General features: G+C 73.3%; 20 protein-coding genes and 1 pseudogene. 10 read left to right on the top strand and 11 right to left on the bottom strand.

Annotated elements, in window-relative coordinates; all coding sequences use genetic code 11:
• Window positions 1-17 precede the first annotated feature (17 nt).
• Window positions 18-1,214 (bottom strand): annotated as a pseudogene (locus PV789_RS14875) (RNA-guided endonuclease InsQ/TnpB family protein); the annotation flags it as partial.
• A 197-nt stretch (window positions 1,215-1,411) separates the two neighbouring features.
• Here PV789_RS14875 and PV789_RS14880 point away from each other — a divergent pair.
• Complete coding sequence (locus tag PV789_RS14880; protein ID WP_274977992.1) at window positions 1,412-1,984, top strand: GNAT family N-acetyltransferase; 573 nt, start codon at window positions 1,412-1,414, stop codon at window positions 1,982-1,984.
• A 30-nt stretch (window positions 1,985-2,014) separates the two neighbouring features.
• Here the strand turns inward: PV789_RS14880 and PV789_RS14885 are convergent, their stop codons facing one another.
• Complete coding sequence (locus tag PV789_RS14885) at window positions 2,015-2,422, bottom strand: MarR family winged helix-turn-helix transcriptional regulator (RefSeq protein WP_274977993.1); 408 nt, start codon at window positions 2,420-2,422, stop codon at window positions 2,015-2,017.
• A gap of 120 nt (window positions 2,423-2,542) precedes the next feature.
• Window positions 2,543-3,340 carry a class I SAM-dependent methyltransferase gene (locus tag PV789_RS14890; protein ID WP_274977994.1) on the bottom strand — a complete coding sequence of 266 codons (798 nt, stop codon included), beginning with the start codon at window positions 3,338-3,340 and terminating at the stop codon, window positions 2,543-2,545.
• Between the two features lie 284 nt (window positions 3,341-3,624).
• Between PV789_RS14890 and PV789_RS14895 the strand changes: the two genes are divergently transcribed.
• On the top strand, window positions 3,625-4,107 hold the full coding sequence (locus PV789_RS14895) for a VOC family protein (protein WP_274977995.1): 483 nt from the start codon (window positions 3,625-3,627) through the stop codon (window positions 4,105-4,107).
• A gap of 54 nt (window positions 4,108-4,161) precedes the next feature.
• On the opposite strand, the gene PV789_RS14900 is transcribed toward PV789_RS14895, so the two are convergent.
• Window positions 4,162-4,917, bottom strand: coding sequence for an SAM-dependent methyltransferase (locus tag PV789_RS14900; protein WP_274977996.1), 756 nt, complete (start codon window positions 4,915-4,917; stop codon window positions 4,162-4,164).
• 379 nt (window positions 4,918-5,296) lie between these two features.
• Here PV789_RS14900 and PV789_RS14905 point away from each other — a divergent pair, with 379 nt between their 5' ends.
• Window positions 5,297-6,766, top strand: a complete 1,470-nt coding sequence (locus tag PV789_RS14905) for an MFS transporter (protein ID WP_274977997.1) — start codon at window positions 5,297-5,299, stop codon at window positions 6,764-6,766.
• A gap of 65 nt (window positions 6,767-6,831) precedes the next feature.
• Here the strand turns inward: PV789_RS14905 and PV789_RS14910 are convergent, their stop codons facing one another.
• Together PV789_RS14910 and PV789_RS14915 are read right to left on the bottom strand one after the other, a co-directional pair.
• A complete protein-coding gene (locus PV789_RS14910; protein WP_274977998.1) occupies window positions 6,832-7,992 on the bottom strand; it encodes an FUSC family protein in 1,161 nt (386 codons plus the stop codon).
• A gap of 167 nt (window positions 7,993-8,159) precedes the next feature.
• Entirely contained in the window at window positions 8,160-8,879 is a 720-nt protein-coding gene (locus PV789_RS14915; RefSeq protein WP_274977999.1) for a (2Fe-2S)-binding protein, read from the bottom strand.
• A gap of 216 nt (window positions 8,880-9,095) precedes the next feature.
• Here PV789_RS14915 and PV789_RS14920 point away from each other — a divergent pair, with 216 nt between their 5' ends.
• Genes PV789_RS14920 through PV789_RS14930 form a run of 3 tightly spaced genes read left to right on the top strand, consistent with a single transcriptional unit; the run spans window position 9,096 to window position 12,134 of the window.
• The gene (locus tag PV789_RS14920; protein ID WP_368045837.1) at window positions 9,096-10,415 is read left to right on the top strand and encodes a sensor histidine kinase; all 1,320 of its coding nucleotides are present in this window, start codon (window positions 9,096-9,098) and stop codon (window positions 10,413-10,415) included.
• Window positions 10,412-11,116: a response regulator transcription factor gene (locus PV789_RS14925; protein ID WP_274978001.1), complete on the top strand. Its 705-nt coding sequence runs from the start codon at window positions 10,412-10,414 to the stop codon at window positions 11,114-11,116. The genes PV789_RS14920 and PV789_RS14925 overlap by 4 nt, the downstream gene beginning before the upstream one ends.
• A gap of 46 nt (window positions 11,117-11,162) precedes the next feature.
• Entirely contained in the window at window positions 11,163-12,134 is a 972-nt protein-coding gene (locus tag PV789_RS14930) for a DUF4097 family beta strand repeat-containing protein (RefSeq protein WP_274978002.1), read from the top strand.
• Here the strand turns inward: PV789_RS14930 and PV789_RS14935 are convergent.
• Window positions 12,121-12,537, bottom strand: coding sequence for a hypothetical protein (locus PV789_RS14935; RefSeq protein ID WP_274978003.1), 417 nt, complete (start codon window positions 12,535-12,537; stop codon window positions 12,121-12,123). The genes PV789_RS14930 and PV789_RS14935 overlap by 14 nt on opposite strands.
• A 128-nt stretch (window positions 12,538-12,665) precedes the next feature.
• On the opposite strand from PV789_RS14935, the gene PV789_RS14940 reads away from it, so the two are divergent.
• Window positions 12,666-13,682 (top strand): Gfo/Idh/MocA family protein, encoded by a 1,017-nt coding sequence (locus PV789_RS14940; protein ID WP_274978004.1) that lies wholly within the window; start codon window positions 12,666-12,668, stop codon window positions 13,680-13,682.
• Here the strand turns inward: PV789_RS14940 and PV789_RS14945 are convergent.
• Window positions 13,660-14,577, bottom strand: a complete 918-nt coding sequence (locus PV789_RS14945; protein WP_274978145.1) for a GNAT family N-acetyltransferase — start codon at window positions 14,575-14,577, stop codon at window positions 13,660-13,662. The genes PV789_RS14940 and PV789_RS14945 overlap by 23 nt on opposite strands.
• A gap of 138 nt (window positions 14,578-14,715) precedes the next feature.
• On the opposite strand from PV789_RS14945, the gene PV789_RS14950 reads away from it, so the two are divergent.
• Window positions 14,716-15,291, top strand: coding sequence for a Uma2 family endonuclease (locus tag PV789_RS14950; protein WP_274978005.1), 576 nt, complete (start codon window positions 14,716-14,718; stop codon window positions 15,289-15,291).
• Window positions 15,292-15,301: 10 nt separating this feature from the next.
• Here PV789_RS14950 and PV789_RS14955 read toward each other — a convergent pair whose 3' ends face one another.
• The 3 genes from PV789_RS14955 to PV789_RS14965 form a co-directional block, all read right to left on the bottom strand.
• Complete coding sequence (locus PV789_RS14955) at window positions 15,302-16,258, bottom strand: helix-turn-helix transcriptional regulator (protein WP_274973187.1); 957 nt, start codon at window positions 16,256-16,258, stop codon at window positions 15,302-15,304.
• 93 nt (window positions 16,259-16,351) lie between these two features.
• Window positions 16,352-16,753 carry a RidA family protein gene (locus tag PV789_RS14960; protein WP_274973188.1) on the bottom strand — a complete coding sequence of 134 codons (402 nt, stop codon included), beginning with the start codon at window positions 16,751-16,753 and terminating at the stop codon, window positions 16,352-16,354.
• 124 nt (window positions 16,754-16,877) lie between these two features.
• Window positions 16,878-17,651: a dimethylarginine dimethylaminohydrolase family protein gene (locus tag PV789_RS14965; RefSeq protein WP_274978146.1), complete on the bottom strand. Its 774-nt coding sequence runs from the start codon at window positions 17,649-17,651 to the stop codon at window positions 16,878-16,880.
• Window positions 17,652-17,786: 135 nt separating this feature from the next.
• Between PV789_RS14965 and PV789_RS14970 the strand changes: the two genes are divergently transcribed.
• Entirely contained in the window at window positions 17,787-18,905 is a 1,119-nt protein-coding gene (locus tag PV789_RS14970) for an NAD(P)/FAD-dependent oxidoreductase (protein WP_274973189.1), read from the top strand.
• Between the two features lie 112 nt (window positions 18,906-19,017).
• On the top strand, window positions 19,018-19,305 hold the full coding sequence (locus PV789_RS14975; RefSeq protein ID WP_047869550.1) for a YiaA/YiaB family inner membrane protein: 288 nt from the start codon (window positions 19,018-19,020) through the stop codon (window positions 19,303-19,305).
• Window positions 19,306-19,307 lie beyond the last annotated feature (2 nt).

A 19,307-nucleotide genomic window follows, 5' to 3' on the forward strand; every position in this document is an offset into this window, starting at 1 on the left:
ATTGGCTCTCGGTTCTCCGCCGCGACGTATGCGCACGAGTGACAGGTCTGGGACGTGTACGCGGGATCGACCGCCACGATCCGACTCCCGGTGCGCCGAGCCGCGTTCTGACAGGCCAGCGTGAGGCCGTGCCATCCCTTGGCCAGGATCGCCCGGTTCAACCCCGCCTTCTGACGCACGTTGACACCCGGCGCGTGGGTGGTGCCTTGGGCCGAGGCGGTCATGTTCTTGGTCTTGAGCTTCTCCAGCACCACGACCGCGTTCTTGGCACACACCACGTGCGCGGTCCGGGCGGCGAAATCGGCGCGCCGCGCCCGCACCCGCCCGGTCAGCTTGCCCAGAGCGGCCCTGGTCCTGGCCCGGTTCGCCGACCCTTTGCGTTGGCGGCACAGGCGGCGGCGCAGGCGGCGTTCGCGCTCGGCCTCCTTCGGGGTCTGGAACACCTGGTCGAGCAGGTCGCCGTCGGAGGTGGCCACCGCCACCGCCACACCCCGGTCGATGCCCACCGTGCTGCCGGGGCGCTCATGCGCCTGCGGTGTGGTCTGACCGTCCTCGCACAGCAGCGACATATACCAGTGGGCCCCGTCGCGGGAGACGGTGGCTGAGCAGACTGCGCCCCGGGGCGCGCGTGACCAGCGGAAGCGCGCCCATCCCAGCTTGGGCAGCTTGATGCGCCCCCATTTGCGGCTCAGGCGTTGAATGCTCATCCGTGTGCCGTCGGGGAAGCGGAAGGAGGGCTTCCACCGCACCTTGAACGTGCCGTGCTCCCGGCAGGCCCGGTCCAGGTCGCGCAGGGTCTGCTGGAGGATGTGGGAGGGGGCGGCCTTCAGCCAGGTCTCCTCGGTCTTGGCCTCGGCCAGTTCACGGGCTTGGAGGTGGTAGCCGCAGTAGGGCAGGCGTTGGCCGCGCTGCCAACGGGACACGGCCTCGCGGCGCTGGTGCAGGCCGGTGTTCCACACCGCCCGACAGATATCGCCATAGACCTGACACGACTCGGCCTGCTCGTCAGTGAGCGCGAGCCGGTACCGAAATCCCGTCAACATGATGAGAAAACACCTCCCCTCGAACCAGCACACACCGTAGTCGGGCCCTACGACATTGTGGCGGGGGCGGCTCACCCCGCCCTGAAGGACGGAGTCTGCACCGCCAACGAAAACGATCACACCGATGACGACGATGGCCACCACCGCCAGAAGCATGTCGAGAACGCTCATGCCCGTATCCTCCCCGCCTACGGCGTGCGGTACCTCAGGAGCACCGCCCGGGCCGGAGCGTCAGACCAGCCAGCGCCCGTCACGCATCAGCTCGCGTCCGGACGACCCTTGCGTCCCTCTTGCCCCAGGGGTCCGTGTTCTTCGCTATGTCCGGTGGCCGATACTGGGGGTGCCAGCGGCCGGAAACAACGGGGGAGATGCGTGTGACCACCAGCAGTGAGACGACTTCGGGGCCCTGGACCGACCTGGCCTACAGGACCGCCGTCACCGATGACGTCCCCGCGCTCGTCGAGCTGGTCAACTCCTGCTACCGCGGCGACTCCTCCAAGCAGGGTTGGACCACCGAGGCCGACCTGCTCGACGGCCAGCGCGTGGACGCCGGGGGCATGGCCGAGCTGCTGTCGCGCACCAACACGATCGTGCTGGTCACCGAGGCCCAGGGGCGGATCGTGGCCTGCTGCGAGCTCCAGCGCGGCGTCAACGGCGCCTACTTCGGCATGTTCTCGGTACGGCCCGGCATCCAGGGAGGGGGGCTGGGCAAGCGGGTCCTGGCCGAGGCGGAGGAGACCGCGGTGCGCGAGTGGGGCTGCCGCCTGATGCGGATGAAGGTGCTCAAGCAGCGTCCGGAGCTGATCGCCTGGTACGAGCGGCGCGGCTACACCAACACCGGCAAGACCGAGCCCTTTCCCTACGGTGACGCGACTTTCGGCCTGCCCAAGCGCGCGGATCTGGCCTTCGTCGAGCTCACCCGGGAACTGCTCGCCCCCTGACCGGGGCGCGGCCGGTCGGGGGCGGCCGCGTCAGCCCTGTTCGAGGTTGGCCGACATCCGCTCCAGCACGTCGACCGCGGTGCGGTACTCCTCGGCGCTGATCCCCCGCGAGATACGGCGGCGGGCCTCGTCGACCCTGGCGAAGAGGGCCTCGTGCGCGGCCTCTCCCGCCGCGCTGAGGTTCAGGGAGACCAGGCCCTCCACCCAGCCGCGCCGACGCAGCTCCTCGACCACCGGGGTGACGCTGTACTCGTCCTCGTCCAGGAACGCGGCGAGCCTGCGGTCCAGGTCGGCGATCGTGCCCGGTTCGGTGTGCAGGGAGTTGAGCACCTGCCAGTGGCGGCGCCCCAGCGACTCCGCGGCCAGGGTCCGGTCCAGGTCGTTCTCGATGAGCCGGTCCAGGTGCTTGAGCCAGTAGCCGATCGGCAGGTCGGACATGGTGCTCCTTCCAGCGGGGACTGCGCGGGCGTCCACTCTCCGAGACACGTCGAAGATAGATCGCCGCGCCGCGCACCGCCAACGACCGGCGGCGGTGTCGGCACGGGGGCTTGTCGCGAGTTAGGCCCGGCACAGGATCGCGCCGCGCGGGATCACGAACACCCCGTCGGGGTCCTGGCTCCAGGCCGTCCAGCCCGCCGATATGCGCTCCAGCTCCTCCCGGGTGGCGTGGCCCTCCGCGACCGCCTGGCGGCCCATGTCCGACTCCAGGATGCGCCGGGACCACATGCCGCCCCACCAGGCGCGGCGCTCGGGGGAGGAGTGGTTCCACACCTCGGCCACGTAGGTGACGTCCTCGAACCCGGCCTCGCGGGCCCAGGAGGCCATGCGCCGCCCCGCGTCTGGCTCGCCGCCGTTGGCGCGCGCCACACGCTGGTACAGGTCCATCCACGCGTCCAGTTCGGGCAGGCGCGGGTACCAGTACATCGCGGAGTAGTCGCTGTCGCAGGCGGCCACGACCCCGCCCGGCCTGGCCACGCGGCGCATCTCGGCCAGGGCCCGGACCGGGTCGGCCACGTGCTGGAGGACCTGGTGGGCGTGGACGACGTCGAAGGAGTCGTCGGGCAGGTCCAAGTCGTGGACGTCGCCGACCCGGAAGTCGATGTTGTCGGCCCCGGCCTCCCTCGCGCTGGCGCGGGCCAGTTCGACGGCCTCGGCCGAGGCGTCCACGGCGGTGACCCTCCCCGGGGCGACCCTGCGGGCGAGGTCGGCGGTGATGCTGCCCGGGCCGCAGCCCACGTCCAGCAGCGAGCGGCCGGGGACCATCCGGTCCAGGGCGTAGGCGGCGGAGTTCTCCGCGTCGCGCCAGCGGTAGGAGTCGGTGACCGTGGGGTGCTGGCCGTGGGTGTAGCGCGTCATCGAACGCCCTCTCGTGGGTCGCGGGCGGGAGCGAACACCTCGGACCCTACACCGACATCTCTGCAAATGAGATTCTATTCTCATCATATGAGACAAAGAAGAGAATGCCCTCTTAGGAGGGGTTCCTCCCCGGGCCACGGAGGCAACCGGCCGCGGAACGGGCGAGAGGGGCGAAACTCCTGGGAAAACCCCCGCACGGGCCGATGATTTCCGCCGCCCGGACGCGTCATCACGGGTAGGGCGGACGCGCGCAGGGCCGCGCCGCACACCGAGAGGACCAGATCATGACACGGCTGAACAAGATCACCCCCTGCCTGTGGTTCGACACCCGCGCCGAGGAGGCGGCCCGCTTCTACGTGGGCCTGTTCGACAACTCGCGCATCCTGCGGGTCCGGCACTTCGGCCCCGAGGGGCCCCGGCCCGCCGACATGGTGCTGACCGTGGACTTCGAGATCGACGGACAGCAGATCACCGCGCTCAACGGCGGCCCGGAGTTCACCTTCTCCGAGGCGGTCTCCCTCCAGGTGGTCTGCGACAGCCAGGAGGAGTCCGACCACTACTGGTCCAGGCTCAGCGAGGGGGGCGAGGAGGGCCAGTGCGGCTGGCTCAAGGACCGATACGGCTTCTCCTGGCAGGTCTTCCCGGCCGAGCTGGACGACCTGCTGGCCGACCCCGACCCCGGCCGGGCCGGACGCGCCATGCAGGCCATGCTCAAGATGGGCCGGATCGACCTGCCCGAGATCCGGCGGGCCGCGGACGCGGCCTGACCCGCGGCGGCCGTCCGCGCCGGGAGACGGCGGCGCGGACGGCCCCGTCCGGTCTCAGACCCGGGCCAGGGACAGGTAGGCGAAGCCGAGCGTCTCCCGGGTGCCGCGCAGCCAGAAGTTCCGGTACCGGTCCGCCCTGGCCCGGACCTCGTCGGCGTCGAGGGAGTCGGGGTTGCGCTCCAGCCACTCCTCCCGCCCCCGGGCGTGCCGGGACTCGAAGTCGTCCCACTCCTCCAGGGTGGCCTGCGACAGCGCCCGCAGCCGGAAGCCGTGGGAGAGGGCGAGGTCCACCAGGTCGGGCAGCGACCGGTACTGGGCGCGCGGGATGTCGGTCATGGCCTCCAGCTCCGCGGGCGTCGGCTCGCGCAGCCAGAAGCACTCACCGAACAGGAACCGGCCGCCGGGCCGGAGCAGGTCGGCGACCGCCTCCAGGGCGTTGACGGTGTGCGTCACCGGGTCGCCGCCCCACACGTGGCTGGCGCCGTTGTTGACCACCACGTCCGCGTGCGTACCGGACCAGGCGCCCACGTCGCCGACCGTGAGTTCGACGCGGTCCGCCAGGCCCCGGGCCCGGGCGTTGGCGCGCCCGTGCTCCACGGCCTCCTCACCGAGGTCGATACCGAACCCGGTGGCGGTCGGCTCGCTGGCCAGGGCACGCAGCAGCAGTTCGGCCCAGCCGCAGCCGATGTCGACGATCCGCCTGCCCTCCAGGGAGTCCAGGTCCCGGATGAGCCTGGCGGCGTGGGCGTCCGAGAGCGGGCCGTTGAAGTCGGCGTCGCGGTACAGGGGCGGCAGGGGCGGTGTGGTCATCCGAACACCCTGGCGGGGGAGCCGCCGCCCGTCCACCCGTTTTCGGGGGCGCGGAGCCGCCCTCCCCGTGGAGGGCTCCGGTCGGCGCGCCGGGCCCGGGCAGGGGGAGCCCCATGGCGGGGACGCGTGTCGAGCGCACCGGCCCGGGGCGGCACACGGAGCGGCCGGGTATTTCCGGTGCGCCGACCCGGCGGCAGGGTCTAGACTGCCGCGCATGATGGCAGTCGCAGTCACGGACTAGGCGGGCGTCCGCGCCCGCCGCGCGCCGCGTCCCGTCCCGGGAGGACGGGCGGGGCCTGTTCGGCGTACCGCGCGGGCGGAACGGCTTCCCTTCCGTTTCCCGGCCCGCCCCGACGCGGGTCCGACCCGATCGGCCATCATGAACTCCTTCCGAACTCCCGACGCGCGCTCAGGCCGCCGGGAACACCTCACCGCTGCCCGCCGCTGGTGGGCGCTGGCGGCGGTGTCGATGCTCCAGTTCCTCATCGCCGTGGACGTCACGGTCGTCAACATCGCCCTGCCCTCCATCGGCGCCGACCTGGACGCCGGTCCGCAGGGCCTGACCTGGGTCGTCGCCGGTTACACGCTGGTCGGCGGCGGCCTGCTGCTGCTCGGCGGGCGCGTGTGCGACCTGCTGGGGCGGCGGCGCATGCTGCTCCTGGGCGCCGCCCTGTTCGGCGCGGCCTCGCTCGTCGCGGGCGCGGCGCCGGACCTGCCCTGGCTCCTGGCCGCCCGCTTCGGGCAGGGGGCCGGTGAGGCGCTGGCCTCCCCGGCGGCCATGTCGCTGATCGCGATGCTCTTCCCCGACCCCCAGGAACGCGCCAGGGCCCTCGGCGTCTGGGGCGCCATCTCCAGCTCCGGCCTGGTGGGCGGGGTGCTGCTGTCCGGCGTGATCACCGAGCTGCTGCACTGGCGGTGGATCTTCCTGGTCAACCTGCCCGTGGTCGCCGTGGTCCTGGTCGCGGTCCCGCTGCTGGTCGCGCCCGACCGCGTCCGCGGCGCGGCGCCGGGGGCCCAGGCCACGGCCGCCGGGACCGGCGCCGCACGGCGCCGTCCCGACGTGCTGGGCGGGTTGCTGCTGACGGCCGGTCCGCTGGCCCTGGTGCACGGGGTGCTCCAGGCGGCGGAGCACCCGTGGACGGAGCCGCGGGTGTACGTCCCCGTGCTCGCGGGTGTCGCGGCGACGGGGCTGTTCGTCCTGGTCGAGGCCAGGTCGCGCAACCCGCTGGTGCCGCTGTCCTTCTTCGCCGACCGCACCAGGCTGGTCGCCAACGGGGCGACGGTGCTGCTCAGCGCGGCGCTGTCGACCTCCTTCCTGCTGGTGACGCTCTACCTCCAGCACGTGCTGGGGATGAGCCCCATACAGGCGGGGCTGGCGTACGTGCCGTTCTGCGCGGCGATCCTGGTCTCGGCGACCGTGGTCGGCCGGACCATCGGCGCCCTGGGCCTGTCCGGGGCGGCGATCGCGGGCCTGCTGTCGGCCGCGGCCGGAACCGCGTGGCTGTCGCGGCTGCCGGTGGACGGCAGTCTGTGGACCGACGCTATGCCGGGCATGCTCCTGGTCGGCGTCGGCATGGGCGTCGGCCTGATCGCCCTGCAGAACGCCGCCCTGCACGGGGTGACCGAGGCCGACGCGGGGGTCGCCTCCGGCGTCCAGCGCTCGGTCGACCAGCTCGGCGGGGCCACCGGCATGGCCGTCCTCGTGGGCGCGGCGGTCGCCGCGGGGGCGTCCGGCGACGTGGCCGCCTCCGTCGAGGGCTACCGCACCGCCTTCTCCTGGGCGACCGTCGGCGTCCTGCTGGCCGCCGTCGGTGTGGCCCTGTCCGCCTGGCGGTCCGGCCGCGCCTGACCGGTGCCACCGCCCTTCCGGGGCCGCCGCGTGACAGGCGGCCCCGGAAGGGGGCACGGCCGCGGTCAGATGTGGCGGGCGCCGCCGGACCCGTCGGCGGGGCCGGGGCGGTCCACGTAGTTCAGGATCACGTCGCAGCTGTACTGGAACTCGTCCATGAGCCGCTGCGCCTCGATCAGAAGCACGCCGTAGGGCAGCCGGAGGTCGTCGAAGGGCGGGGAGTCCTCTTCCTCCTTGGCCCGTACGAGGTCGTCGTAGTGCTCTCGGGCCTGCTCCGCGAGTCGGCACAGCCTCCGGGCCTGGGGGCCGAGCCGGTCCTGGTCCAGCCCGCTGAGCTCGCGGGTGATCTCGGCGACCGAGGCGAGGAAGTCCCCGTACAGGCGCAGGAAGTCCTGGTGGACGGAGCGCTCATCGTCACGGCTCCAAAGGTGGATGCTGCGGGCCAGGGAGCCCAGCTGGTGGGTGGTGCGCTCCAGGGCGTCGACCAGCTGCTGGTAGCCCTCGAAGGCGACGTTGTGGCGGTGTCTGCGCAGGAGTCTGGCCGGGTTGAGGTAGACGCTCTCCCAGGCGGTGTCCACCGCCGAACGCGTCTGCTGGACGGTCGACGCGAGCCGGTGGGCCCGCCGCCGCCAGTCCTCGGCCTCGTCCTCGGTCAGGTCCCCCCGTTCCATCCCGCGCCGGATGTCCCCGATCAGGTCGCACTCGGAGTGCGCGAGGGAGCGGATGGCGTACTCCGCGCTGCGAAAGCGCATGGGAGGCAGCACGAGGACATTGACCGCGGTGCCGATGGCGCAACCGATGAGCACCAGCAACAGGATCTGGGAGAGGTCCACCAGGCGCCCGGTGTAGCCCTGGGAGGTCAGGAAGGTGGAGAAGGCGAAGAACGCGGCCGTGACCACCTGGGAGCCCTGGCTGCCCAGGGGCCTCCACCGGCCGATGACCAGGGCGATGAGGGTGACCACGACGAAGGTCAGCATGTCCGGGCCCGCGGCGAAGCCCAGGACGGCCTGCACCGTGATACCCAGCGCCACCGCGCCCACGTAACGCAGCGACTGGACCACCGACTGGTAGACGGTGACCTGCATCATCAGGACCGCGGTGAAGGGGGCGAAGGCCGGAGAACTGGCCTGCATCAGGTGCTGCGCGACGAACCACGCCAACGATGCGGCCAGGGCGCTCTTGCCGATGGACAGCGCCGTGTGCCGTTCGTGTCCGTCCGAACCCACCGCGCGGCTCACCCACGCGCGTGCGCGGGCCACGGATCCGCCCGCGCCCGCCCTGTCCCGACCCGTCACTGTTTCCTCCCACCGGTGCCCTCGCCGACCTTCTTCCAGGGGCGCAGCTACCCGGGGTGAGGGGCGGCGAAGCACAGAAGGGGGCGGGTGTGGATCACTCAGCGGCGCGGGGCGCAGTCCCCGCAGTACCCCGCGCCCGGCAGCCGGTAGTACAGGCAGCACGTGGTGCGCCGGAACACCCCCAGCCCGGAGGCGTCCACTCCCGTGTAACCGCCCGTCCCGGCCAGGGAGGGGCGTCCCAGCAGGTCATCGGCCACCTCCCCGGCCCGCGCGCGCACCGCGGGCCGGTCCGCGCCCAGGGCGCGCACGGCCCCGGCCAGGGCGGCGGCGGTGTTGCCCCGCAGCAGCCCCGGCGCCACCCCGCCCGCCCCGGCCAGGCCCCGCGCCGCACGGGCCAGGACACCGAGGACCACGGTGCGCTCGACCCAGTCGGCCAGTTCCGCCGTCCCCCCGGTCACCGCCGCGGCCTCCTCCTGCGAGGTGCGCAGCACCACCGGCCCCTCCCGGTGCGGGTCCCAGTGGAACCGCGCCGCGTCCACCAGCACCCCGTGGCACAGTCCGGCCGCCAGCACCGGCGACAGCAGCCGCGTCGCCAGCCCCTGCTGGAACACCGACGCCGCCACCCGCCACTCCACCACCGCATCCGGCCGCCCCGCCAGTTCCGCCAGGCGGTTCCGCGTCCGCTCCACCTCGGACGCGAGAACGCGGGGCTCCAGAGCCCCGCCGCCTCCCAACGGCAGCCACCCCGTGCCGGGAGGGGCCGCCTCCACGGCGAACAGCGTGTTGACCCGGCCGACCTCCGCCAGGACCGGCCGCATCGCCGTCGTCCCCGCTCCGCCCACCCCGCACCCGTCCTTCCCCGTACCCGGAAACGCCCGAGTGGTGCCAGCACCACCGGCACTCCACGTGCTGTTGGGTTCGTGCTCCGGGGCCGCCGAACCTAGATTGGTCGCGTGACCGGTCAGAGCACGCGCACCAGCGCCAGGAACGGCGGGAGAGGGGGTTTCCTCACCGCCCTCGCCGCCCTGCCCCGCGTGGCCGAAGCCTACGGGTCCGGTTGGCGCGTGCGCGTGGTGGAGGTCCTGCACCTGATGACCTCGCTGGCCCTGGCCCTGTGCTACCTGGTGCCCGCGTTCATGCTGGTGGTCTCGGCCACCTGGATCGGCTTCGCGGTCTCCGGCCCCTGGCTGCCCGAGGTGTCCCGGCTCGTCCCCGATCGGATGCTCTCGGACTCGCTCGCCTTCCTGGTCGGCCTCCCGGCCCTGGCGACCCTGCTGGCCCGCCTGTCCTGCCGGGTCCAGCGCAACCGGCTGGACAACGTGTTCGGGATCGTGGAGACCAGCCCGCCCGACCCCCTGGCCCACGACAAGCCGCTCGTGCGCGCCTGGCGGTTCGTGTTCGGCCGCGACGCGTGGTCGGCGGTCGTCTACAGCACCGCCGCCGGGATCCACGGCCTCCTGGCCGGGGGCGTGGTGGTGGCGCTGGTGGTGTGCGGCGGGGCGTCGGTCGTGGGAGCCCTGATGGGGATCGTGTTCGTGCTGGTGATGGGCTCCCCGGGCGACCTGGTCGGCCCCCTGGTCCTTGTCGTGTTAGGGCCGCTGTGCGCCCTCGTGGGCCTGCGCCTGGCCCCCTACGTGGTCGCCACCGAGGTCCTGCTGCACCGCAGGCTGCTGTTCGAGGCGCCCGAGGTGCGCATCCGCCGCCGCCTGCTCCACGTCCAGGACAGCCGCCTGCGCATGGTCGACGCCGCCGAGGCCGAGCGCCGCCGCATCGAACGCGACCTGCACGACGGCGCCCAGCAGCGCCTGCTCGCCCTGACCATGACCCTGACCCGGGCGCGCTCGCGCGTGGCCACCGACCCCGAAACGGCACTGGAACTGATCACCGAGGCCCAGCGCGAGTCCCGGGAGGTCATGGACGAACTGCGCCAGGTGGCGCGCGGGCTCCACCCCCGGGTCCTGACCGACCACGGACTGGGCGCGGCCCTGCCCGTGGCCGCCGGACGCGCCCCGGTCCCCGTGCGGGTGGACGTCGAGTTGGCGGAACGCCCCTCCCCGCGCGCCGAGGGAGTGGCCTACTACGTGGCCTGCGAGGCGCTGAACAACGTCGCCAAGCACTCCGGCGCCACCGGGGTCACCGTGGCCGCGGAGCGGGTGCCCCGCCCCGCGCGCGGCGGCGGCGACCTGCTGCGGCTCACCGTCACCGACGACGGCTCCGGAGGGGCCGCTCCACGGGCGGGCACGGGCCTGAACGGCCTGTGGGACCGCGTGGACGCGGTCGACGGCGTCCTGACCATCCACAGCCCGGCCGGTGAGGGCACCGTCCTGACCGCCGACATCCCTTGGGAGGCATGACCGTGTACACCGGTGCGAACCCCGTCCAGCCCGCGGAGAGGGGGCCCAGGGTGGTCATCGCCGAGGACTCGGTGCTGCTGCGCAGCGGGATGGCACGCCTGTTGGAGGACGCGGGGGTGGAGATCGTCGCGCAGGTCGGCGACGCCGACGCGTTGATGCGGGCGGTGGAGGAGCACTCCGACGTGGATCTGTGCCTGGTCGACATCCGTATGCCGCCCACCTACTCCGAGGAGGGCATCCAGGCGGGTATCGCCATCCGCCGGAGGTATCCGCGGGTGGCGGTGCTGCTGCTGTCCCAGCACGTGGTCAGCCGCTACGCCGCCGACCTGCTCGGCAGCGGGGCCAGCAGGGTCGGCTACCTGCTCAAGGACCGGGTCGCCGACATCGACGAGTTCCTCACCGTGCTGCGCCGCGTCGCCGGGGGAGGCGCCGCCATCGACCCGGAGGTGGTCTCGCAGCTGCTCAGCCGTCGGCGGGACAACGCCCTGGCCCGGCTCACCCCGCGCGAGACCGAGGTGCTGGAGCTCATGGCGCAGGGGCTGAACAACGCGGGCGTGGCCTCGCGGCTGACCGTCACCGAACGCGCCGTGGAGAAGCACATCCGCTCGATCTTCACCAAGCTGGACCTGGGCCACGACGATCACGACCACCGCAGGGTACAGGCCGTACTGCGCTACCTGCGCGGCGCGGACCGGGACTGACCGCGGACACCAGAGGGGGCGCGAGCCCAACGAGGAAGGAAGAACAGTGACATTCAAGGCACGGGGCCTGTATGCCTCGTCGAGCAAGGAGCCGCGCGGGTTCCGCGTGGGTCCGTGGCTGCTCCTGGGCGCGGTGCTGGTGCTGGGCGTAGTGGTGGCGACCGCCTTCTCGGTCCTGGGCAACGTGGGAGTGGACCGCGGCACCCGCAGCGACGCCTACGACGCGCCCCAGGCCCTGGAGATCGAGAACGGCACCGGCGGCGACGTCGTCCTCACCGGCGGCGCCGAGCGGGTACAGGTGGACCGCACCCTGCGCGGCACACCCCTCACCGAACCGGAGGAGGACATCGAGGAGGACGACGGCGCCCTCCAGGTGGAGGCCGAGTGCCTGGGCCTGCCGTTCTTCGACGGCTGCCGGATCGACTACGAGGTCGCGGTCCCGGTGGGGACCGCGGTGACCGTGGAGACGGTCGGCGGCCGGATCAGCGTGGAGAACGTCGACGGCGAGCTGGAACTGGTCAGCACCAGCGGCGAGGTGCGGGTGGACGGCAACAGCGGAGACGTCACCGCCGAGTCCGTCAGCGGCACGATCGACGTGACCGGAGTGGAGGGCTCCGTGGTCGCGGAGACCACCAGCGGCCGGATCACCGCCGAGGGGGCGGGGGAGCACCTGCAGGCCGCGAGCACCTCCGGTGACGTGGACGCGTCCGGGTTCGACGCGCGCACGGTCGTGGCCGAGTCCACCAGCGGCGACGTCCGGGTGGGCGGCGGCTTCACCGAGGCCCAGGTCTCCACGGTCTCGGGGGGCATCGGGGTCGCCACCGACGAGGCCTTCGACCTGCTGAGCCTGGAGAGCGTCAGCGGCGGGGTCGACGTGCGGGTCCCCGAGGGCGTCTACGAGGTCACCGGGGAGTCCGCGTCCGGGGAGCGCCGCGTTGACGTGGACACCTCCCCGGAGGCGGAGGCCCGCATCCAGGCCGACACCGTCAGCGGCGCGCTCAGCGTCACGTCGGACTAGACCGGCCCGCTCCGGCGCGCTCGAAGCGCAGTGCCGCCCAGTCCGAGTCGATCGGCACCTGGGCGGTACCGCGCCACCCCGAGTCCAGGAGCGGGTCCCAGCCCCGGTCCGCAGCCAGGTCGGTGATGATGGTGCCGCCGCGCCGGGGGTAGCACGCCCACAGGCGGGTGTCCGGCCCCACCGCCTCCAGGACCCTGGGCGCCTCGCGGCCCACGGTGCCCCGGTCCAGGGCGAACAGGTGCACGTCGTCGTAGTCGGCGCCCTCGATGGGGCCCAGGTCGATGTGGATGTCGGGGGGCGGTTCCAGCAGCCGCAGGTAGCGCTCGGGGGCGTTGAGGACGAGCAGCCGGTCGCCGGGGCGCACCCCGAGCCTCTGGGCGAGAGTGCCTGGGTTGTCCGACATATCCCCCTCCGTTCGTGGCCTGCGGGCGTCCTCGCCCGTCTCCTGGCCACCGTACGGTCCACGGCCGCGGAAACCGAGCACCTTCCCCGCCCGCACCCCGGCGGGACCCTGTTTTTTAGGATGCCCCCATGACAGATGAAAACGGCGTACTGCGCTGGGGCGTGCTCGGGACCGGCGGCATCGCCCACTCCTTCGCCGAGGCGCTCGGCTCCACCCCCACCGCCCGGCTCACCGCGGTCGGCTCGCGCACCCCCGAGCGCGCCGAGGAGTTCGGCCGGGCCTGGGACGTCCCCGAACGCCACGGCAGCTACGAGGACCTGGCCCAGAGCCCGAACGTGGACGCCGTGTACGTGGCCACCCCCCACCCCTGGCACCACCCCAACACCCTGACCTGCCTCAGGGCGGGCAAACACGTCCTGGTCGAGAAGCCCATGGCGATGAACGCCCTCCAGGTCTCGCAGATGGCCGAGGCGGCCCGCGAGGGCGGCCTCTTCCTGATGGAGGCGATGTGGACGCGCTACCTGCCCGCCTCCCGCCTGGTCCGCGACCTGGTGGAGGACGGCGCGATCGGCGAGGTGCGCTGGCTCTCGGCCGAGTTCGGCTTCAACGCCCCCTACGACCCCGACCACCGCCTCTTCAACGCCGGCCTGGGCGGCGGCGCCCTGCTCGATCTGGGCGTGTACCCGCTGGCCTTCGCCTCCCAGCACCTGGGCGAGCTGACCGTGGTGGGCGCCACCCGCCACCTGTCGCCCGACCGGATGGTGGACACCGCCACCACCGTGCTCGTGCGCGGCGAGAACGGGGGCACCGGCTCGCTGTCGTGCGCCTCGCAGACCACGCTGCCCAACCGGGGGGTGCTGGCCGGGACGAAGGGTCGGCTGGAGATCCCGAACTTCTGGATGGCCACCGACGTGGTGCTGCACCGCGACGGCCACGAGCCGGAGGCCTTCTCCCGCCCCTTCCGCGCCAACGGCTACGAGTACGAGGCCGAGGAGGTCGCGCGGTGCGTGGCCGCCGGTGAGCTGGAGAGCCCCGACATGCCCTGGGCCGAGAGCCTGCGCCTGGCCCGGATCATGGACCAGATCCGCGACGTGGGCGGCCTGGTCTACAGCCCGGCCACGGTCAAGGCCGTGCCCCTGGCATGATCCCGGCCGCTCCCTGCCTCTCCTTCCTGGGAGCGGTCCCACGCTCGGACTCGGCGGCGCCCGCGGGAAGATCCCCGGCCTCCTGCGGGCGCCGCCGCGCGTGCAGCAGGCGTGCCGCGGTGGCCCGTGCCAGGGCGGGCAGGCTCATGCGGACCACCATCAGCAGGGCGTCGCGGGAGCCGACCTCGTGGGCGAAGTAGTCGTCGAGCGCGAGGTGGCCGCTGCGGGGCCGGGTGCCGTAGATCCGGCCGTCGAACACGCGGTAGGCGTCGTGGATGAGCAGTGTGTCGGGGTCCAGGTTCGGCCCGTCGCCCAGCCACTCGGCGGCCTCGCCAGCGACGCGCCGGACCCGAGCGGGGAGGGGCCGGAGCTCGTTGGGGAAGACGCGCGCGTCGCCCAGGCTCTGCCGCCACGCGGCGTAGACGGCCGGGTGGCGGGTGCGCAGGACGACGTAGGTGGTCCGCAGCGGGTGGGCGAGGACCTCGCGGGTCAGGAAGTGGATCATCAGGGCCGCGGACAGGCCCGAGCGGCGGTGGGCGGGGACCACGCCCGCCGCGTCCAGGTACACGGCGCGCCGGGAGGCGAAGCGGCGGCGGTGGTAGCCGCCCCAGCCGACGGGGGAGCCGTCCGGCCCCAGGATCAGCGCCAGGGAGGAGACCTGGTCGAAGAAGCCCGCGTCGATCCGGGCGCGCCAGTAGGACGAGTGGTCGGCTCCGAAGGCCCGCGCGGCCAAATCGCGCAGGACGCGGTGCAGGCGTTCGCGGCAGGGCGGGGACAGGGCCGCCGGGGAGTCCCAGCGGGCGAGGCGGTAGCCGGGGCACAGGTCCCGGACGGTGGGCGGCGCGCTCAGGTCGCGCAGTTCGGGGCCGTGGTCGTGGACGGTCACCTGCACCACTACTTTCACTACTCTCCGGAAAGAAACGACTCCCTAAAGTAGTGGTTTTGGCGCGCGTTCGGGCGAACTCCGCCCGACTCGGGGCTCCAACAGCTAGGCTCCCGGTCGTCGAAGGAGCCGTTGAACAGCGAGGAAGGTATGACCTCCGCACCCGTGCCCGACTGGCTGATCCCTCCCGTCGAAGGTTTTCGGTCGGAGGACCTGGACCGGCTGACAGGCCTTCCCCCGCACAGCGAGTTGATCGACGGCAGTATCGTCCTCCCCGCACCGCGGGAGGGGTACCACAGCGTCGTACTGGATCTGCTCACCATCGGTCTACGCCACACGATTCCAGCTCACTACCGTGTGCGCCGTGGGATGACCGTGACGCTCGGACCGCGCCAACGCCCCGAACCGGACATCATGGTCGTGGACGCCGGGGCCGTGGACGATCGGCAGAGCACCTTCCCCGCGGACGCGGTGGCGCTGGTGGTCGAGGTGGTGTCGCAGGCGTCCGCGGAGCGGGACCGCAAGCGCAAGCCCTTCCTGTACGCGGAAGCGGTCATTCCCCACTTCTGGCGGATTGAGGAGGACGGTAGCGGGCCCGTGGTGTACGTGTACGAACTGGACCCGGCCGGTCCCTGCTACGTGTCCACCGGCATCCACCACGACCGGCTCAAGGTCGAGTTCCCCTACCCCGTGGACATCGACCTGACCGAGGTCCACCGGCTCTGAGCGCGCGGGCTCAGCCCGAGGCCGCCGCGCGGCCGAACCTCTCCGACAGGCGCGACATGTGCCCGCGCAGCTCGGCGGGCTCCTCCACCTCCATCTCCATGTCGAGCATGCCCAGGTAGCAGGCCATGTGGAACAGCGAGTCCCCGGAGCACACCAGCACGCACGAGCGCTCGTCCACCGGCTCGATCAGCCCGAAGTCCGCCGCCGTGCGCTCGGCCTCCTCCGCCGGGACGAACAGCCTGACCCGCGCCCGCACGGGCCACATGTGCACGTCCATGCGCTCCCGCAGGTAGGCCGCGACGCCCTGCTCGGGCGGGTCGCGCGGGGGCACCCGCGGCCCGGTCGGCGTGAGCGGACGCATCCGGTCCACCCGGAAGGTGCGCCAGTCGTCGCGCTCGGTGTCCCAGGCCACCAGGTACCACCGCCGCCCGCGCGAGACCAGCCGGTGCGGCTCCACCACCCGGCGCGAGGCGCTGCCGTCGTGGCGCTCGTAGTCGAAGCGCAGCCGCTCGCTGTCCCGGCAGGCGGCGGCCACCAGCGCCAGCACGTCGGCGTCCACCGTGGGCCCGTCGGAGGGCATGGGAACGGTGAAGTTGCCCAGAGCGTCCACCCGGCGCCGCAGCCGCGAGGGCAGCACCTGCAACAGCTTGGCCAGGGCGCGCACCGAGGTCTCCTCGATCCCCGACACACCGCCCTGGGCGGCGGTGCGCAGTCCCACCGCGACCGCCACGGCCTCGTCGTCGTCCAGCAGCAGCGGCGGCAGGGCGGCGCCCGCGCCGAGCTGGTAGCCGCCCCCGGTGCCCATGGTGGCCTGGATGGGGTAGCCCAGCTCGCGGAGGCGGTCCACGTCGCGGCGGACGGTGCGCGGACTCACCTGGAGACGGTCGGCGAGTTCGCCGCCCGGCCAGTCCTTGCGGGTCTGGAGCAGGGAAAGCAGGCGCAGCAGGCGCGCGGAGGTCGCTCTCATGTCGGCAGTGTGCCAGGAGCGGAGGACGCTTTCGGTCCTCCACTCCTGGCGCCGACCGGTCGGACGGGATGCTCGGGCCGGGGGAGGGATGCCTCAGTGGGTCACCGCGACCGCCTCCACCTCGACCAGCTGGTCGTCGTAGCCGAGCACGGCCACCCCGAGCAGGGTGCTGGGCGCGTCGTGCCCGCCCATGTGCGCGCGCACCACCTCCCAGACCGCCACCAGGTCCTCCTGGCGGCTGGAGGCGACGTAGACCGTGGTCTTGACGACGTCGGCCAGGTCGGCTCCGGCGTCGTTCAGCGCGGTGCGCAGGTTGCGCATGACCTGCTCGGCCTGGCCCGAGTAGTCGCCGACCGCGACGGTGCGGCCGTCCTGGTCGAGCGGGCAGGCGCCCGCGGTCCACACCACGCGCGCGGGGGCCTGGGCCGTGGCGGCGTAGGCGTAGTCCACGGCCTCGGTCAGGGTCTGGCTGCGGATCAGTCGGACAGCGCTCATCGTTCTCCCGGGACTTCGTCGGTCTCTGGCATCCCGCCAACGACCGCGCGGGGGCCGCGGTTTCCGGTTCTGCCCACGGCAGAGGACCCGCCCTCCCCGCAGGAGGGGGCGGGTCGCCGACCTCTCAGGCCCGGTCGGGGACCAGGACGCTCAGACAGGTCACGCACGCCTCCAGCTTCTCGAACTCGGAGATGTCCACCGGCAGCACCCGCCACCGGTCGGCGCTCAGTTGGTGGATCGTCTCGTGCGCGGCGGCGCTGACCAGTACGTCGCGCCCGCCCAGGGGCAGCACGTGCGCGCCCCGCTCCTCGGCCGCCCGGCGCACGGGAGGCAGCGCGTCGGCCTCCACCAGCTCGGGCAGGCCCACGAGCGTGCCGTCGGGCAGCGCGGTCACCACCGACTTCAGGTGCGGCGCCGCGCCCAGGCCCACGCGCACGACCTCCCGGCCCAGCGGCTTGAGCAGCTGTTCGAGCTGGGCGGCGCCCTCGGCGTCGGTTCGCCCGCCCACGCCCACGTAGACGGTCGGGCCCACCTGGAGCACGTCACCGCCGTCCAGGGTCCCGGGCGCCTCGACGCGCGCCACCCGCAGACCGAGCCTGCGCACGGAGGCCTCGACCCCCTCCACCTCGCCGCGGCGCTCCCGCGCGCCGGGACGGGTCAGGACCGCCAGGTCCTCGCACACCACCACGGTGTCCTCCACGAACACCGCGTCGGGGTGCTCGGGCGCCGGTTCGACCTCGCACACCCGCCACCCGGCCGAGGCGACGGCCTCCTGGTAGATCGTGTACTGGCGTGCGGCCAGGACCGGGTCCACCTCCGTGCGGGGGGCGGCGCCCCGTGCCAGGCCGGGGCCGGGGCGGCGCATCAGGGCGACCCCGTAGTAGGTGTATCCGTCCACGTACACGTCCTCCAGGGGTGCGGCGCCGGGATCTGGGAAGAGCACAACCTATCGCGCACCCGTACCCGTTTCCCGGACGCGGCACGCGGGTCTTCCGGCTTGTTCGCCGGTGCTGGCGGGGGCAGGCTGGTGGCCATGGACGTGATCATTGTCGGCGGCGGGATCGTGGGGACGAGCGCGGCGTTCCACCTGGCCAGGAAGGGCGTGTCCACCGCGCTGGTGGACGCCTCGCACCCCGGGCGGGCCACGGCCGCCGGGCTGGGGGTGGTCTTCCCCTGGCCGCTGCCGTGGGACGAGGCGCCGGTGTGGGACTTCAAGGCCCGCGCGGCCGAGCACTACCCGCGGCTGATGGCCGAGCTGGCCGAGGACGGACAGGCCACCGGTTACGAGGTGGTCGGGGGCCTGTCCGTGGACCGGGAGGGCGACGACGCCGGGTTCGACCTGCTGCGCAACCTGTCGGAGCGCCCGGAGTTCGCGACGATGGGCGCGGTGGAGCGCCTGGCCCCGGGCGGACCGCGCGAGCGGTTCCCGCTGCTGCCCGAACCCTACGGCGGGGTGTTCGTGGAGGGCATGGCCCGGTTGAACGGAGCGGCGGCGCGGGCCGCCCTGTTCAACGCCGCCGAGGAGCGGGGACTGCGCCACTTCAAGGGGGAGTGCCGCCTGCTGTGGGACGGCCGCCGGGTGAGCGGTGTGCGCGTGGGCGGTGAGGCCCTGGAGGCGTCCGTGGTCGTGGTGGCCGCGGGCGCGTGGTCGGCCGGTCTGCTGGCGTCCACCGGTGTGGACCTGCCCGTGCACCCGGTGCGCGGGCAGGTGACGCACTTCGCGCTGCCGGGGCGCGACACCCGCGCCTGGCCGGTGGTGCGGTTCGGCGAGCGCGGGTACTTCGTGTCGGCCTTCGGCCCCGACCGGGTGGTCACCGGCGGCACGTGGGAGCCGGAGGCCGGGTTCGACCGGCGGGTGACGGCGTCGGGGCTGCTGCACAACCTCTCCACCGCGGTCGAGGCGCTGCCCGGGCTGGCGGACGCCACGGTGGTGGAGACGCGGGTGGGCCTGCGGCCGTGCACGCACGACGGACGGCAGCTGCTCGGGCCCGTGGAGCGGGCGCCCGGTGTGGTGGTGGCGACCGGGCTGGGCGGTGAGGGGCTGACCTTCGGACCCTTCCAGGGGCTGGTCGCGGCCCGACTGGCCATGGGGGAGGACCCCGGGGTGGATCTGTCCCCCTTCCGGCCCGACCGGCCCATGGCACCCGCCTGACCCCGTCCGCGCGGGCAGCGGCCCGAACCCGGCCGGGCCCGGGGGCGGGTCCGGCGGGGAGTTGAGTAGCGGTACTCAGGCGCGCGGCCTGGGGAGCCGACAGCATGGACGCATGAACCCCTACACCCCCCAGCCCCGGTCCAGCCCGCAGTTCTTCCTCCAGTCCGCCCTGTCCTTCGGCGCGGCGTCGGTCGGAGTCGGCGCGGGGATCATCTACCTCCCCGTCGACCTGTGGATCCGGGCCTTCCTCGGCCTGGGCCTGCTCTACGTGATCACGTCCACGTTCACCCTGGCCAAGTGCGTGCGCGACCGGCAGGAGGACGCGCTGGCCGCCGAGGCGGCCCAGAACTACCAGCAGATCCCCATCTGGAACGGAGAGCAGCCCGTCCCGCGCTCCTGAGC

It is taken from the genome of Nocardiopsis camelliae (assembly GCF_028993595.1).
Taxonomy (GTDB): Bacteria; Actinomycetota; Actinomycetes; order Streptosporangiales; family Streptosporangiaceae; genus Nocardiopsis; species Nocardiopsis dassonvillei.